Origin of the sequence: Facklamia miroungae (genome assembly GCF_012396555.1) — a bacterium.
GTDB lineage: Bacteria > Bacillota > Bacilli > Lactobacillales > Aerococcaceae > Facklamia > Facklamia miroungae.
Genome location: NZ_JAAXPS010000004.1, coordinates 102,747 through 119,365 on the forward strand (window position 1 = coordinate 102,747; position 16,619 = coordinate 119,365).

Sequence of the window (16,619 nt, forward strand, 5' to 3'; positions counted from 1 at the left end):
ATAAATCCTATCTTAATTATAAAGATAGGATTTATTGTGAGTGAAGCAAAACTTTTATGAGGTTTTATTTTACAAGTCTAGAGACCACAACGTAATTGGGCATTACAATTGGTACAAGTGTTGCATCCACCAATATCTTCGACAATTCCTTTACGGCATATCGGGCAAGTATCGCCTACTTCTGAACCATAAACAACATCATCGGTGTGACCACTTTGGGTAAAATGATCTTTTTCGGCTAAATCCACTAAATGACGTAATTCATCTACTTCATCCACCACCCGAATTTCTTGTTCTTCTACTTCAAATAAAGCGATATTTTGATCTTTTTCGTTTTCTTCTGCTTTCAAAGTAAGAACTTGAGAGTCTCGAGAACCGTCCACATAAACCGTTCCTCCTTTAGCTCCCCCACTATATAACCGTTCATAAATTTCTTCAACTTGCTGAACGGTATAGCCTTTAGGAGCATTTACCGTTTTAGAAATAGAAGAATCGACCCAGCGTTGGATGGTTGTTTGTACATCAACGTGTTCTTCAGGTTTTAATTCCATTGCTGAGACAAATATTTCAGGTAGATGGTCCGCATCTGCTTCAGGATGACGGTCTAAGTATTCTTGAACAATGCCTGCATTAACTTCAATGAATTTACCTAGGCGGCCGGAACGATAATATTTAAAGGCAAAATAAGGTTCAAGACCGGTAGCCACACCTACCATTGTACCTGTTGAGCCAGTAGGAGCAACGGTAAGTAGATGTGAATTTCTGATACCATAATCTAAAATGCCTTGATGGATATGCTTAGGCATTTTTTGCATATAACCTGTTGAAATAAAATTTTGACGCAATTTTTGTGTCTCTTCATCCGTCGAACCAATTAGGAAGGGGAAGCTTCCTTTTTCTTTTGCTAATTCAATAGAGGTTTCATATGCAGTGACTGCAATTGTCTCAAAGACTTTATCGATCAATTGATTACCGGAAGCAGACCCGTAACGTTGATTGGTATAGATTAATAAGTCAGCTAATCCCATAACGCCTAGGCCAATCCGTCGCTCCCCTAAAGCTTGTTTGCGGTTAGCTTCTAAGAAATAAGGAGTGGCATCAATCACATTATCTTGCATGCGCACACCGACACGTACAGTTTCTTTTAATTTAGCAAAATCAATCGTTTGCTCTTCTTTGTTAGCCATATTCGCTAAATTGATCGCTGCTAAATTACATACTGAATATGGTGCTAATGGTTGCTCTCCGCAAGGATTGGTAGCTACTACTTTTTGACCATAAGCTTTGGCATTTGTATCATTATTTGCATTATCAATAAAGAAAATGCCTGGTTCTGCGGAATAAGTGGCACAAATATTAATCAGTTTCCAAAGCTCTCTCGCAGGGATACTTCGATAGGTTCTTACTGCATAGCCCATGGCTTCCCAATCGCGCACATCTCCAACTTGGTGCCATTGAGTATTGTATGCATCCATTTCTTCTTGGTTATAGTGTTCTACATCGGGAAAACGTAATTCCCATTCTTGATCTTTTTCAACAGCTTCCATAAATTCAGAAGTGATAGTTACGGATATATTGGCTCCGGTTAAGAAGTCTTCATTATGGACTTCATAAGCTCCTTTATCACGTAAAAGTGCCTTAGAATGTTCAATTATATCGGCGTTGAAGCCACCAAAATTTTCTGATTTTTGGTAAGCAGCGATCTGTTCATGCATAATTTGTTCATTCGGAGTTAGAGGAACAAACTTAAGTTTCTCTTGAGCTAGTTTTTGAATGAGTTCATCCTTTGTTTGTTCAATTAAATAGCGTAAAATACGAGGATTTTGCATTTTCGAAATGATAAACTCGATAATATCAGGATGCCAATCGGCTAACATGATCATTTGAGCTCCTCGTCGTGAACCGCCTTGTTCAACCAGGTGGGTCAATTGGGCGATATCGTTGAGCCAAGATACGGATCCAGAAGACTTTCCATTCACTCCTCTTGCTAAGGTGTTTCTCGGTCGTAAGGTTGATCCATTGGTGCCCACTCCACCTCCGCGAGACATGATCTCCATTACTTCTTTACGATGCTCGGCAATACCTTCACGCGAATCAGGAACAAAAGGCATTACATAGCAATTAAAGTAAGTAACATCCGTTTTCGAACCAGCACCATAAAGTACTCGACCTGCTGGGACAAAGTTCATAGTGGAGAGTTGGTCGTAAAAAGCCTGGAAAGACGATTGCTGTTTTTCTTTATCACTTTCTATTTCAGCTAAACCAATAGCATTTCGATGTGCGATTTGTTCATAATAAATTTCTAATGGTTTATCGAGGCTATCGATATTTCGAGTAATTAAACCTGTTAATCGTTCTTCTTCATTTTCCAGATTACCACGATATTCTTCTTCTAATAAGATCATGGCTTGTCCTTTTTCCCAATCGAGGCTTTGAACGATACCGATTCCTCGAGCTGGATAAGAGGGGTCAGGTTTGACGGTAAGTACCACCATATCACCAATGGTTAATGTTTTTTTGGCAGTATCTTTAAAAGCATAGCGGTCCAACATGACCATCCTTGAAACACCAGAATGGGTGATTTTCATGTCAGGTGTTACAGGTGTTACTTGAGGGAATTCTTTGATTGCATTGTTTAGCCCTTGAAGATTCCATTTAATGGTTTCAGAAGGTAAGATATTTGTTTCCATGATTAAGTTCAGCCTCTCTATATGAAGATTTCATCAGTTATGTGTACGCTTTGGAACACAATATATAGGATTAAATGATAAGGAGTAGCCCAATATATTGTGTTTAATCTTTTCTGTAATTTAGTATACTTGCTAAAAAACAAAATTTCAATCTGAAAAAGATAATCTGCGAATGAATATGGAAAGTAATAATTATTGGGTGAAGATTAAAAACAATCAAATATCTTTTCAAAAAGAAAAAGATTGTGTATAATGGTCAAAGAAAGTCAATGTTAAAGAATCGTGGCTTAAAGGAGGGGTGAATTTGTCTAGAAGAAATATGTCCGATATAATTGAAGCTTATCTCAAATCATTTCTGCAAGATGCTGAACATGTCGAGATTAAACGTAGTGATATTGCAGATCAATTTGATTGTGTCCCTTCGCAGATCAATTATGTGATTAATACGCGTTTTACTCAAGAGCATGGGTATCTTGTAGAGAGTAAGCGTGGAGGTGGCGGCTATATCCGTATTTTAAAAATTCAATTAACTTCGGATGCAGATGAAGTTGCTTCCATGTTGGACTTAATTGGCAATCAAATATCTTATCGCAATGGTGTGAACATTATCGAAACGCTGATTGAACGAGAAATTATTACCCAGCGCGAAGGAAGGCTCATTTTATCAGTGATCGAAAAATCGGTCTTACATGCTATATCAAATCAAGATCAAGCAGCTCGTGCTATGCTTTTAAAGACCTTTCTCCATCAGTTACGTTATGAATTAACTAGTCAGGCCTCAAATGAGGACTATTAAATAGAGGTGAAAAAAATGTTTGAAGAATTATTTACAGAAAGCGCTCGGCAAGCCATGTTGTTCGCCGCTGAACATGCCTATGTTTTCCATCACCAAGCAGTAGGTACCGAACACATCCTTTTAGGATTAGCGCGTGAAGAAAATGGTATTGCAGGTAAAGTCTTAAGAGATTATGGGGCAGAATATCCTGCCTTATTAGATGAATTAGAAATGATTCATGGTAAAAGTTTAAATACAGGAAGACGTGGGGAAGTAGTAATTCCTTATTCTCCACGTGCAAAAAAGATTATTATGAATGCTTCGAATGATGCAAAACGTCTAGGAGCTCCTAAAGTAGGAACTGAACACCTACTTTTAGGTCTTCTAAAAGAAGAAATCTTAGCCACTGTGTTGTTGAAAAATTTAGGAATTGATCTTGCTGAATTACGTAAAGGTATCTTTGATGAAATTGGGATTAACCAACAAAAGCGTTCAGACAGTCAAAGTAAAAGAGGTCGTCGTCAACAAAACGCGAACAATCAATCTAATACTGCTACTTTAGACGGAGTTTCAAGAGACTTAACTCAATTGGCACGTGATGGCAAATTGGATCCAGTTATTGGTCGTGAAAAAGAAATACGTCGTATGATTCAAATTATTTCCCGTAGAACCAAAAATAACCCAGTTCTCGTTGGGGAGCCTGGAGTTGGTAAGACAGCTATTGCAGAAGGACTTGCCCAAGCAATGGTTACGGGAAAAGTGCCTAGTGAAATCGCTGAAAAGCGTTTAATGATGCTGGACACAGCTGCCTTAGTTGCTGGAACCAAATACCGTGGTGAGTTTGAAGAGCGAATGAAGAAAATTATTGAAGAAATTGCTCAAGACGGCAAAGTGATTCTCTTCATTGATGAGCTCCATACTTTAATCGGTGCTGGTGGAGCAGAGGGAGCAATCGATGCTGCAAATATTCTTAAACCAGCCTTAGCAAGAGGAGAAATACAGACTGTTGGTGCAACAACTTTTGATGAATATCAAAAACACATCGAAAAAGATTCAGCTCTAGAACGTCGTTTTTCTAAAATTGTGATTGAAGAGCCTACTCCAGCTGAATCTATTCAGATAATTACTGGCTTGCGTGCTAAATATGAACAGCATCATCATGTGGAAATTACCGATGAAGCCATTGAAGCGGCTGTTAAATTGTCATCGCGTTATATGAATGAACGCAAGTTACCTGATAAGGCAGTAGATCTGATCGATGAAGCTTCTGCCAAAGTCAGAATCGAAGAGGGTAATCAAGCTGAGAATATAGCAGAATATGAATTGCAATTAAAAACACTGGCTAATCGTAAAGAACAAGCCATTCTTGATCGTAATTTTGAGTTGGCAGCCGACATTCGAAAAGACGAACAAGAATTAGAAAAGGAAATTGAGAAAGCTAATACCAAAGCTAAAAAAGAGAATAACAAAGAGGAATTAACGTATCCAAAAGTGACAGCTGAGCATGTAGCAGAAGTGACAGCTTTAGCAACCGGAGTTCCGATTTATCAAATGGATGTTGCGGAAGCTAAACGCTTAGTGCATTTAGAGGCTGAATTACATGAACGAGTGATCGGACAAGATTCAGCAGTTTCATCGGTCGCACGAGCGATTCGAAGAGCCCGCTCCGGCCTAAAAAGTCCTCAAAGACCGATTGGGTCCTTCTTATTCTTAGGGCCAACCGGTGTTGGTAAAACTGAATTGGCGAAGACGCTTGCTAATTCAATGTTTGGTTCTCAAGATAATATGATTCGGGTCGATATGTCAGAATATATGGAAAAACATGCTGTCTCTCGACTTGTTGGTTCTCCTCCAGGATATGTTGGTTATGATGAATCGGGTCAATTAACTGAAAAAGTACGTCAAAAACCTTATTCAGTAATTCTTTTAGACGAAATTGAAAAGGCTCATCCTGATGTTTTTAACATTTTATTACAAGTTTTTGATGATGGTCACTTAACTGATGGTAAAGGACGACGTGTCGATTTCAGAAACACAATTATCATTATGACGTCTAATATTGGTGCGACAGCCCTTCGAGATGAGAAATCAGTAGGTTTTGGAGCAGTAAGTTATGCTGATGACTTTAAAGCGATGGAAAAACGTATTATGGAAGAATTAAAACGTGCATTCCGTCCAGAATTCTTAAACCGAATTGATGAAACAATTGTTTTTCATTCATTGGATAAAGAACAAATTAAAGAAATCGTTAAACTGCAAACCAATGAAATTGTTAAGCGTCTTGATGAACTAGAAATCAACGCTCGTATTACCGATACAGCTATTGATATTATTGCAGAAGCGGGATTTGATCCCGAGTATGGCGCACGTCCAATCCGACGAGCCATTCAAAAACAAATTGAAGATGAATTAAGTGAGATGCTATTGAACGGAGATATTGCCTTAGGCGATAACATAACAATTGGTGGTCGCTCAGGTTCAATTAAGATAAATAATCGTTCAAAATAATGAACAACTAACCAATGTCTTCTTTATGCGTAGTCGGATAAGTTCTGCTTATTCGGCTACGCTTTTTTTAATTCATCGCAATAGACTAACCTTCATTCTATGAAAGCATTTTACTGTCTATTTAAGCTGTTTAATGATAAAGTTAAGTTGTAGAAAAAGAAAATTTTAAAAAAAGAGGAGGATTTATATGTTATTTAATAAAAAAAATAAAATCACAAATATTATCGCAGGAACAGCTATTGTCGCAGCTGTAACAGGGGTTATACTTTATGCTTACCTAGATGATGACGCTAACGAACGTGTTAGAGGGATGATTAATCGTGAAAAAGTTAAAGCTTATGTTAAGCATACTTTAAATGGATCCGATCATTTAGTAAATATGGTAAATGATTTGTCTGATGAAGAGGTTAATACCTTAATCGGTATTGCTAATAAAACAAAAGCGACTCAGTCACATATGAGTGAAGGATTCAAACAAATTATTAACCGTGCAAAAGAACTTGCTGATGATGCTGGTGAAAAAGTAAATAATTTGTTCTAATCTAACGCAAAAATATACATAACAAAAGCAACCTATACAATGAGGTTGCTTTTTGTTATAAATGACTAAAGTAGTTTAATTAGGAGTCGGATAAATGGAGAACATACTTTTTAAAGAATTAGGACCGCACGAACAAGACCTACATAAAAAATGGATGCTAGAAGCGATTAAAGAAGCTGAAAAGGCTAGAGCAATCGGAGAGGTGCCCATTGGTGCTGTTGTAGTTCATAATGAAGAAATCATTGGACGAGGGTTCAATATAAGAGAAAGTCAACATCAAGCAACTGGACATGCTGAGATGATAGCGATTAGGCAGGCTAATGAAAGGCTTAAAGCATGGCGTCTACAAGGTGCTAAATTGTACGTTACATTAGAGCCCTGTCCGATGTGTGCTGGAGCATCCGTATTAGCTCGACTTGATCAAGTCATTTTTGCTGCGAGAGATCCTAAGGGTGGCTGCGGTGGTAGCTTAATGAATCTAATGCATGAGGAACGGTTTAATCATCAAGTAGAAGTAATCGAAGGAGTTTTAGAAGCAGAGTGCAGTCAATTGATGTCTGACTTTTTTAGACAACTTCGGTTAAGAAAAAAAGAAATTAAAGCGAAGTACATTTCATCGGTCAATATCCACAGATAGTGTGTGGAAAAGTCAACTTATACACAGACTTATGCACAGTTCGATTTAAAAAGGTGATTTTCTAGCTTCAATTTTACAAATTAGTTGGTTCATGTTACAATAATATAAGGCAATGATGGATTCACGAACCGAGTCAGGACCGGAAGGTAGCAGCTATAAGTGATGAAGTCATGTGCCTATTTTTTTTGGCTTAAAATCCTGATTTTATATGTCTTCTTAGCTTGATTCCCTATTATTAGAAGCGTGTCTACTAATTATTGCTATAATTGCTAAATTTTCAGAAACCTTTAAAATCATGGTTCCTCATTTAATTAATCATCACTCATTAAAAACTTAACTTTTTAGTAGTTCAGATAAGCAAGCCTAAATGTATTTTTCCTAGCTAAGCTAGGCTTTTTTTATGTATGAAAACCTCGTTTCCAAATTTACAAATAATTTACGTGGAATTTACTAGAAGTTAATACTCACATGCTATATTTTTGTTAACGGTCATTTTAATAAGATCGAAAACGAGGAGGAAGCATAATGAAAAAAACATTTAAGAAATTGATGGTAGGGTTACTATCAGCTTCGATAGCTACAGTAAGTGCTTTACCACTAGCACAAACGGTTCAAGCTGCAGAACCCGTCAAATTATCTTTCTGGCATGGAATGGGTGGATCAACAGGAGACGCTTTACAAAAATTAGTTGATCAGTACAACGAATCACAAGATGCTGTAGAAGTTGAAGCCCAGTATCAAGGATCTTATGATGAAACTCTAACCAAATTACGTTCTTCTGCCTCTGGATCTGAAGTTGGTGCAGATGTGGTTCAAGTATTTGAAGTTGGAACAACCTTTATGATTGATTCCGGTTTAACTGTTCCCATTCAAGAATATGTAGATAAAACTAACTTTGATTTAGATTTATTAGAGCCTAACTTATTAGCTTATTTTACGATTGATGGTAAGTTAAACTCAATGCCTTTCAATAACTCAACTCCTTTAATGTACTATAATAAAGATATTTTTGATAAAGCAGGGGTAGAAGTTCCTACAACCTTAGAAGAACTTATTGAAATCGGTCCTAAATTGCAAGAAGCTGGAGCAGCTATGCCAGCATCGATCGGAATTTATGGATGGTGGATTGATCAATGGTTCAATAAAATGGAAAAAGATATCTTTGACCATGCGAATGGACGCGATGGTGCACCTGAATCCGTAGCTTTTATTGAGAATGGTGGTATGGAAAAGATTTTAACGATGTGGAAAAAAGGTGTGGATGAAGGTGTTATGCCGAACGTAGGTCGTGAAGGTGGCCATCCAGAATTTATTGCTGGTCAATCAGCAATCACTTTTGGATCAACAGCCAGTTTACGCCAATTATTAACTGAAGTAGATGGTCGTTTCGAAATTGGTACGGCTTACTATCCTGGTATTGATTCAGAAGACAAGGGTGGCGTTTCCATTGGTGGAGCATCACTTTGGATGATTCAATCTGACGATGAAGCGAAAAAAGATGCAGCATGGGACTTTATTCAATTTTTAGTATCTCCTGCTTCTCAAGCACAATGGAATGTTGACACTGGATACTTCCCGGTTAATTTAGCAGCTCATGACGAACAGAACTTTAAAGATAACTTAGAGGAATTTCCGCAATTCCAAACTGCCATTGATCAATTGCATGATTCTACAGCTGATGATCAAGGGGCTTTAGCTGGAGTTGCTCAAGAGTCACGTCAAGTTTTCGAAAACGAAGTTGAAAAAGTACTCAATGGCGAAACTGATCCAAAATCTGCTGCACAAGCAATGGCAGACCAAATCAATAAAGCGATTGAAAATTACAATAAAGCTAACCAATAATTTAATGAATTAAATGCTTAGATAATCGGGAGAACTTCATTATTGGTGTTCTCTCGATTTTTTATTTTGAGGAATATATGCAAGAAGAGGTGGCAGAGATGGAAGAAGAAGTCGTAATAATCGAACAAGAACGAAGTCTTGTAGAAAAAATTAAGGGATATGGCTATTTACTGCCAGCGATTTTAATCCTATCGGTATTTATGTTCTGGCCTTTTTTTCAAACCATCTATCGAAGCTTATTTTTGACCAACAATCTGGGTCAAAACGCTGAGTTTCTAGGCTGGGGGAATTATGCAGAACTATTTTCAAGCGAAAGCTTTTGGAACAGTGTACGGGTGTCTTTTAAATTTGTTGTGATTGTGGTGATCGTAGGCGTTCTATTGGGCTTTATTACAGCTCTTTTGTGTCAAAAGACCTTCCCAGGTATTAAATTGTTTTCGACCTCCTATGCGATGCCAATGGCGATTGCGTCTGCAGGGATGGCTATGATTTTTCAAGTCATGTTAAACCCCACTGTCGGGATTATTAATCGAATCCTAGGAACATATGTGAATTATTTGTCTCAACCAGGGAGTGCTTTGTTAGTTGTGGGAATTTTAACAGGCTGGCTAAATTCAGGGATGAACTTTTTGTATTTTTCATCTGGCTTAGCCAGTATAGATGATGCACTTTATGAATCTGCTTCAATCGATGGTGCGAATGGATTAAAGAAATTTATTTACATCACCATTCCGTCTTTAAAACCCACTTTGTTTTTTGTGATTGTGACCAATGTTATTAACGCTTTCCAAGGGTTTGGACAGATAAATATATTGACCAAGGGTGGGCCAGGCCAAGCATCTAATGTGATTGTTTATGATATTTATCGTAATGCCTTTATGAACTATCGTTATGGCTATGCTTCAGCCGAGTCAGTTATTCTATTTTTAATCGTTATGATCTTGACCATTATCATGTTTAAAATCCGTGGAAAGGAGAGAGTATAATGGCAGAACTTATTAAAGAAAATAAGAAAAATACAGTTAAAAAAAGACGCGAACCAATCACTGTATGGAGTATTGTACGATTGCTTATAAATATAGTTATGTTATTGATTGTTCTTTCGCCTTTATTGTACGGGCTAATGATGTCCGTTAAACCCTCTGGTGAGTTATATGATCCTGAGAGTGTTTGGTTTCCTAAAAATCCGACATTAACTAATTTTCTTGATGTTTTCGAAATGGCACCAATTGGCACCTATATAAGAAATTCAATGATCGTAGCGGTAGCTATCACTCTTAGTCAGTTAATAACTTCTGTCTTAGCAGCTTTTGCCTTTCGCTTTTTAAAGTTTAAAGGTAAAGGGCTATTATACGCATTAATCTTATCGACAATGATGATTCCAGGCGAAGCCGTTATTATTTCGCAGTTTTTAATGGTTTCATCTTGGGGTTGGAATGATTCTCTCTATGTTTTAATCATCCCTTTCATTATATCTGCCTTTAATATCTTCTTATGTGTTCAAGCCTTGCAGAACTTTCCCTATGAAGTGTATGAAGCTGCTAAGGTAGATGGTTGTACCGATTTACGATTCGTTTTAACTATTTTGATGCCTTTGATAAAACCAACCTTAGGAGCTATGTCTGTTCAATCATTCCTATCGGGATGGAATATGTATATGTGGCCACTACTAGTGACAAATAATGATCAGAATCGGACCGTTCAAATCGGAATTAGCATGCTCAATTCAGTCGATTCTCAGTCACTTGTTTTAATGGTGGCAGGTGTCATGATCTGTATGATTCCGAGCTTGCTTATCTTCATTGTGGGTTCAAGAAATATGGTAAAAGGTCTTACGGCCGGAGCGGTGAAAGGATAGGGGAAAATAGAGATGGCTAAATTAAGTTTAAGAAAAGTTGCTAAAATATATGACGATGGCTTTAAAGCGGTTAAAAATATTGATTTAGAAATTGAAGATAAGGAGTTCATCGTATTAGTAGGTCCTTCTGGCTGTGGCAAGTCAACAACTTTACGTATGATTGCTGGTTTAGAGAGTATTTCGGAAGGAGAACTCTGGATTGGCGATTTACGAGTTAATAATTTACAGCCTAAAGATCGCGATATAGCTATGGTTTTCCAATCTTATGCGCTTTATCCACATATGAATGTTCGAGATAATATGGGTTTTTCTTTAAAAATGAATGGTATAAGTAAGAAAGATCGTAATTTACGTGTTGAACAAGTTGCGGAGGCCCTACAATTGATAGATTTACTTGATAAGAAACCAGGGGCTTTATCAGGGGGACAACGTCAAAGAGTAGCCTTAGGAAGAGCTATGGTTAGGAGTCCAAAAGTGTTTTTATTAGATGAGCCCCTTTCAAATTTAGATGCAAAATTACGGGTAACCATGCGGTCTGAAATTACCCAGTTACATCGTGAATTAGGAACGACCTTTGTTTATGTTACCCATGACCAAACAGAAGCCATGACAATGGGAACACGAATAGCTGTGATGAATGCTGGACGTATCGAACAATATGACACACCGGCGAATTTGTATTATAATCCATGTAATAAGTTTGTTGCTGAATTTATTGGATCACCTATGATTAATATGTTCAATGGTAGGTTAGTGATTAAAGAGGGGAAAGTAAACCTTAAAATTGCTGATCAATCGTTTGAGCTCGCTGAAGAAGTCAAAGATCAGTTACTTGTTGAAGTAGAAGACCAGGAAGTTTATATTGGCATTCGCCCGGAGGACATGCACCATAAGGCCGAGGGTTTAAACACCTCAGGTTTGAATGTTATCGCTAAAAATGTTGAGCAAGTGGGTTCGGATACTTTTGTTTATTTCGATCATCCGACCTCTAGTCGCGAATTAGTAGCACGATTTTCACCCGCTCGACCCGTTAAAATTGGCGAAGGAGTTCAGGTTCAATTAGACCTAAATAAAATTATGCTGTTCGATCAAAAGACCGAAGCTTCGATACTCAATCGAATAGTGGGAGAGGATTTTGATAAATAATGGTAAAAATTATTGCACATCGCGGTTACTCGGGATTATATCCTGAAAATACCATGTTAGCTTTCAAAGAGGCGGCAAAATTTCCTATCGAAGGCATTGAATTGGATGTTCATTTAACCAAAGATCAAGAGGTGGTCATCATACATGATGAAACCATTGATCGTACTTCGAACGGAAGTGGTTATGTAAAAGAGATGACTTTAACGGAATTACGTCAGTATAACTATTATGCTAACTTCAAAGAAACACAAGTTAATTCCGCAAGAGACATTCAAATTCCGACTTTGCGTGAATTTTTTGAATGGATGAAGCCTTTAACAATTAAAGTGAATATTGAATTGAAAACTAATATTTTTCGCTATGAGGGTATAAATGAGAAAGTATTAGCATTGATTAAAGAATTTGATTTGGAAGACCGTGTTTTGATTTCGTCTTTTAATCACCATAGCGTACGTGATTTTGTGCGATTAGCAGGTGATAGTAAAATTGAATATGGTTTTTTAACGGCTTCCGGTCAATTAAACCCTGGTAAATATTGTAAGGAGCACGGTGTAGGTCATTATCACCCTGCCTTTGTGACTTTAGATCCAGAAGATATTGCAGAATGTCATGGTCATGGTGTTCAAATTAATACTTATACGGTTAATGAAACAGAGCATATTCAGATGATGATTGATGCGGGTGTTGAGCGAATTATAACGAATTATGTGGAAAGAGCCTTGGATTTAATATAAGTTCTAGCTAAAAAGAACCCTTCTGGATATCCAGAAGGATTCTTTTTAAAATCCAGGCTTTTTAGGGTGTTTGTCAACAATTGCTTGGTTATTTTTTAAAGCCTGTTCACCCTTTGGAGTGAGGTGATAGCCTCTCGTCTTAGTTAGGATTGCTAATTCTGTCTCGGAATATTCTTGCCGCACCGCTTTAAGGAGTTCTTCTTTCTTTAATTTAGAAAAGCCTGAAATGTTCTTGTCTTTGAGTAGTTTCTTCAAAAAAGGTGCTGTTTCATAGATTAAAGACTCCTTTGCAGAAAGAATACGGACATACTCTTGTTCAACTAACCAGTCAATATCATGACCATCAATGCCATAGTCATATTCAAAGTATTTAGTAATCCAATGTCCTACGGTATAAGTTCCATGACTGACACGCTATAAAAGAATAATATGACCTGGTAGAAGACCTTCTTCAGTTCGAACCATATTTCGCTTTGCAACCAAATGACTCGATTTCAATTCGATTTCGGCTAGCCATTTATCTATGTCACGTTCTGGTGAAATATAAGGAAATTCAGCATGGTTTTCATAGATTTTTTTTACTCTAGTAATTGCTTCTGGGCTCCCTTGCATTTGTATAGGGTGTTGTGATTTCATTAAACATCACCTTTGCTGATTGAATGTATAAAAAGACTATAGCTAAAAGCCACTTTTATTTTGCACAGTTTGACATAAGTTATTCTTACTAGCTGGTATCACGTATATATTTAATGTCAGATGGATTAAATTAAGAATGAGGAATGCATTTAAGGGGTGGATCATCAGTTGATGGTCCACCCCTTAATTGTGAATGCTTATTCTTTATCGGATAAGCCTTTTTTTAATCCATCAACGGCATCTTTAGCGTCTTCAATACCTTCTTTGACGGTCCCTTTAACTTTTTCTGCCATTCCTTCAGACTGTAATTCTTTATTATCAGTTACTTTTCCAACGGCTTCTTTAACGCTACCTGCTAATTTTTCCAATTTTGCATTTTTCTTCTCTTCTGACATAATAAATGCCTCCTTTATAGTATCTTTCCCAAATCATATAGGTTCGGTATTTTTTTTTCAAATTCTTTGACTCAAGGATTCAATATTTTTTTGATGAGTTTAATTAGTAAAAGGGTAAAAAGATAGAATACATTATTGATTCATAGTACTCGCAATTTCTTTGTTCACTAAAAGAACATTAACCGTTTCTTCGCCTAATAGGCCAAATAGTTGCTTTTCAGTATGATGAGAAATAATCTGTTCTATTTGATTAGCCGAGATACCAGATGCTTTTTCAATGCGAGGCACTTGAATCATCGCAGCTTGTAGAGAAATATGAGGATCTAAACCAGAACCGGAAGCTGTTAAGAGATCACTCGGAATATCCTTAGCTTCAACCGAAGGATTCAATTCAAGAAACTTCGCCATATCGAGGGAAACACGATTGGTTAAATTAGGATTAGATGGAGCGTAATTAGCAGAGCCAGAGGATAGGCCTATGAATGCTTCTCCATTTAGGTAGACTGGCTTACCACTCTCATCTTCTTTATAGACGTTATAATGATAAGCAGAAGGACGCCCCCATAAAAAATAGTTTTGAGTAAATTCTTGACCAACATTTTCAACGCCTATAACTTTTCCATCTACTTCAACAGTGCTACCTGAAGCTTGATGAGGGAATATAAGGGATGCTAGGCCTGTTAAGGTGAGGGGAAATAATAATCCACACATGACCATCATCACTAAGGTCAGTCCTATACTTTGACGAAAAGTTTGCCAGAATGACTTTATTTTTTTATTCATTTTTAACCTCCTAAATACCAATACCAAACAAGAGTGGACTTATTAGAATATCAATTAATTTAATACCAATAAATGGTGTGATGACGCCACCCAGACCATAAATCAGCATATTTCTGGCTAATAATTTTCCTGAGCTCATTGGTCGATAGTTAACACCTCTCATCGCTAAGGGTATTAAGCATGGAATAATGAGAGCGTTAAAGATTAAAGCTGAAAGAATAGCACTTTGAGGTGTAGCCAAATTCATGATATTAAGCACACTCAATTGTGGAATTGCAATCATGAACATAGCTGGGATAATAGCAAAATATTTAGCAATATCATTGGCTATAGAGAAGGTTGTCAAACTTCCTCTCGTGATTAATAATTGTTTCCCAATTTCAACTACCTCAATAATCTTAGTCGGATCGGAGTCTAAATCAACCATATTGGCAGCTTCTTTAGCCGCTGTTGTTCCACTATTCATCGCTAAACCAACGTTCGCTTGAGCGAGAGCAGGGGCATCATTGGTCCCGTCTCCAGTCATCGCAACGATTTTACCTTCTGCTTGTTCTTTTTGAATGACTCTAATTTTATCTTCTGGTTTACATTCAGCAATAAAACCATCAACTCCAGCTTCTTTAGCAATAGTTGCTGCTGTTAATGGGTTATCACCGGTACACATGATGGTTTTAATGCCAATGTCGCGTAAACGTTCGAAACGTTCTGCCATTCCTTCTTTCACCGTATCTTTTAAATAAATAACACCTAAAATTTTGTTGCCTTCACACATGACTAAGGGAGTTCCACCCAGACCGGATATGCGTTCTACTAAAGCATTTAAATCTTTTGGAATTTGCCCCCCTTGGTCTTTAGCGTAAGTGACAATTGCATCCATTGCTCCCTTACGCAATGATTGACCACTGTTTAAATCAACACCACTCATACGACTTTGAGCCGTAAATGGGACAAATTCTGCGCCTGTTTCATCTTGACTGTCATCGCCAAGTTGTCTAGCGAGCTCGAGCGTAGATTTCCCTTCAGGGGTATCATCATGCAAACTAGTTAAAGCCGCGCAACGAAGTGCTTCAGGTAATTTTATCCCTTCAACAGGGACTATTTCCGCAGCTAGACGGTTACCATAAGTGATTGTTCCTGTTTTATCTAGAATCATAGTATCAACATCTCCACATGATTCCACTGCTTTACCAGACATAGCAATCACATTAAAACGAGTGACACGATCCATACCAGCAATTCCAATTGCTGAGAGAAGACCACCAATAGTGGTTGGAATTAAACAAACCGTCAAAGCAATTAAGGTTGAAGTAGGAATTGATATTCCTGAGTACAATGCAATCGGGTAGAGAGATACAATCACAATTAAAAAAATAATGGTTAAGGAAACTAAGAGCGTGTTTAAGGCGATTTCGTTGGGTGTTTTCTTGCGAGAAGCCCCCTCTACTAAACTGATCATACGGTCCAAAAAACTATTTCCGGGTTCAGAGGTAATTTGAATTTTAAGCCAATCGGAAACTAAGGTTGTACCACCGGTAACTGAACAGAAATCGCCACCCGATTCTCTAACAACAGGAGCAGACTCTCCCGTAATTGCGGATTCATCGACTGAGGCGACTCCTTCGATTACTTCACCATCACCGGGTATGACCTCACCAGCTGAAACAAGAACAATATCTCCTTTATTTAACTGATTGGATAAAACTATTTCTTCAGAACCATCCTTAAGTAACCGTCTGGCTTCGGTAGCTTGTTGAGTTGCTTTAAGTGAAGCTGCTTGAGCTTTCCCTCTACCTTCAGCAATCGATTCGGCAAAATTAGCAAAGAGGATCGTAAATAATAGAATAAGGCTGACCAGTAAGTTATAAATTTGAAGGTTTCTATCATTAGTATTTTGTGAAAAAAAAGATGGGAAGAAAGTGGAAACAAGGGTTATGAAAAAGCCGATTTCGACGACGAACATTACTGGATTTTGAATCATATAGACAGGGTTTAATTTTTTAAAAGAGTCAATTAAAGCTGCCTGAAACATCTCTCTGGTAATTAACGTGTTACTTTTATGAGACATTAATTTTCC

Annotated in this window: 15 protein-coding genes and 1 other RNA gene; 10 read left to right on the plus strand and 6 right to left on the minus strand. The window is 37.5% G+C overall.

Features of this window, described 5'->3' with window-relative positions:
• Nucleotides 1–77 precede the first annotated feature (77 nt).
• The gene (locus tag HF969_RS05530) at nt 78–2,690 is read right to left on the minus strand and encodes a vitamin B12-dependent ribonucleotide reductase (RefSeq protein WP_090289817.1); all 2,613 of its coding nucleotides are present in this window, start codon (nt 2,688–2,690) and stop codon (nt 78–80) included.
• 304 nt (nt 2,691–2,994) lie between these two features.
• Between HF969_RS05530 and HF969_RS05535 the strand changes: the two genes are divergently transcribed.
• The 10 genes from HF969_RS05535 to HF969_RS05580 all read left to right on the plus strand — a co-directional run bounded on the left by HF969_RS05535 (nt 2,995) and on the right by HF969_RS05580 (nt 12,731).
• Complete coding sequence (locus tag HF969_RS05535) at nt 2,995–3,486, plus strand: CtsR family transcriptional regulator (protein WP_090289816.1); 492 nt, start codon at nt 2,995–2,997, stop codon at nt 3,484–3,486.
• Between the two features lie 15 nt (nt 3,487–3,501).
• Nucleotides 3,502–5,973 carry an ATP-dependent Clp protease ATP-binding subunit gene (locus HF969_RS05540; RefSeq protein WP_090289815.1) on the plus strand — a complete coding sequence of 824 codons (2,472 nt, stop codon included), beginning with the start codon at nt 3,502–3,504 and terminating at the stop codon, nt 5,971–5,973.
• Nucleotides 5,974–6,160: 187 nt separating this feature from the next.
• Nucleotides 6,161–6,514: a hypothetical protein gene (locus HF969_RS05545; RefSeq protein WP_090289814.1), complete on the plus strand. Its 354-nt coding sequence runs from the start codon at nt 6,161–6,163 to the stop codon at nt 6,512–6,514.
• 94 nt (nt 6,515–6,608) lie between these two features.
• Entirely contained in the window at nt 6,609–7,151 is a 543-nt protein-coding gene (gene tadA, locus HF969_RS05550; protein ID WP_090289813.1) for a tRNA adenosine(34) deaminase TadA, read from the plus strand.
• Nucleotides 7,152–7,249: 98 nt separating this feature from the next.
• Nucleotides 7,250–7,340, plus strand: an RNA gene (gene ffs / locus HF969_RS05555) — signal recognition particle sRNA small type.
• A gap of 336 nt (nt 7,341–7,676) precedes the next feature.
• Entirely contained in the window at nt 7,677–8,993 is a 1,317-nt protein-coding gene (locus HF969_RS05560) for an ABC transporter substrate-binding protein (RefSeq protein ID WP_090289812.1), read from the plus strand.
• A 77-nt stretch (nt 8,994–9,070) separates the two neighbouring features.
• Entirely contained in the window at nt 9,071–9,979 is a 909-nt protein-coding gene (locus HF969_RS05565; protein ID WP_245694831.1) for a carbohydrate ABC transporter permease, read from the plus strand.
• Complete coding sequence (locus tag HF969_RS05570; RefSeq protein ID WP_090289811.1) at nt 9,979–10,851, plus strand: carbohydrate ABC transporter permease; 873 nt, start codon at nt 9,979–9,981, stop codon at nt 10,849–10,851. The genes HF969_RS05565 and HF969_RS05570 overlap by 1 nt, the downstream gene beginning before the upstream one ends.
• Before the next feature lie 12 nt (nt 10,852–10,863).
• The gene (locus tag HF969_RS05575; RefSeq protein WP_090289810.1) at nt 10,864–11,997 is read left to right on the plus strand and encodes an ABC transporter ATP-binding protein; all 1,134 of its coding nucleotides are present in this window, start codon (nt 10,864–10,866) and stop codon (nt 11,995–11,997) included.
• The gene (locus tag HF969_RS05580; protein ID WP_090289809.1) at nt 11,997–12,731 is read left to right on the plus strand and encodes a glycerophosphodiester phosphodiesterase; all 735 of its coding nucleotides are present in this window, start codon (nt 11,997–11,999) and stop codon (nt 12,729–12,731) included. Before HF969_RS05575 ends, HF969_RS05580 begins: the two co-directional genes overlap by 1 nt.
• A 45-nt stretch (nt 12,732–12,776) precedes the next feature.
• Here HF969_RS05580 and HF969_RS09850 read toward each other — a convergent pair whose 3' ends face one another.
• The 5 genes from HF969_RS09850 to kdpB form a co-directional block, all read right to left on the minus strand.
• A complete protein-coding gene (locus tag HF969_RS09850) occupies nt 12,777–12,986 on the minus strand; it encodes a hypothetical protein (RefSeq protein WP_245694830.1) in 210 nt (69 codons plus the stop codon).
• 159 nt (nt 12,987–13,145) lie between these two features.
• Nucleotides 13,146–13,367, minus strand: a complete 222-nt coding sequence (locus tag HF969_RS09855) for a hypothetical protein (protein WP_245694829.1) — start codon at nt 13,365–13,367, stop codon at nt 13,146–13,148.
• A gap of 197 nt (nt 13,368–13,564) precedes the next feature.
• Complete coding sequence (locus HF969_RS05590; protein WP_090289808.1) at nt 13,565–13,762, minus strand: CsbD family protein; 198 nt, start codon at nt 13,760–13,762, stop codon at nt 13,565–13,567.
• A 132-nt stretch (nt 13,763–13,894) separates the two neighbouring features.
• Nucleotides 13,895–14,545 carry a potassium-transporting ATPase subunit KdpC gene (gene kdpC, locus HF969_RS05595; RefSeq protein WP_090289807.1) on the minus strand — a complete coding sequence of 217 codons (651 nt, stop codon included), beginning with the start codon at nt 14,543–14,545 and terminating at the stop codon, nt 13,895–13,897.
• A 10-nt stretch (nt 14,546–14,555) separates the two neighbouring features.
• Nucleotides 14,556–16,610, minus strand: a complete 2,055-nt coding sequence (gene kdpB, locus HF969_RS05600; RefSeq protein ID WP_090289806.1) for a potassium-transporting ATPase subunit KdpB — start codon at nt 16,608–16,610, stop codon at nt 14,556–14,558.
• Between the last annotated feature and the right edge of the window lie 9 nt (nt 16,611–16,619).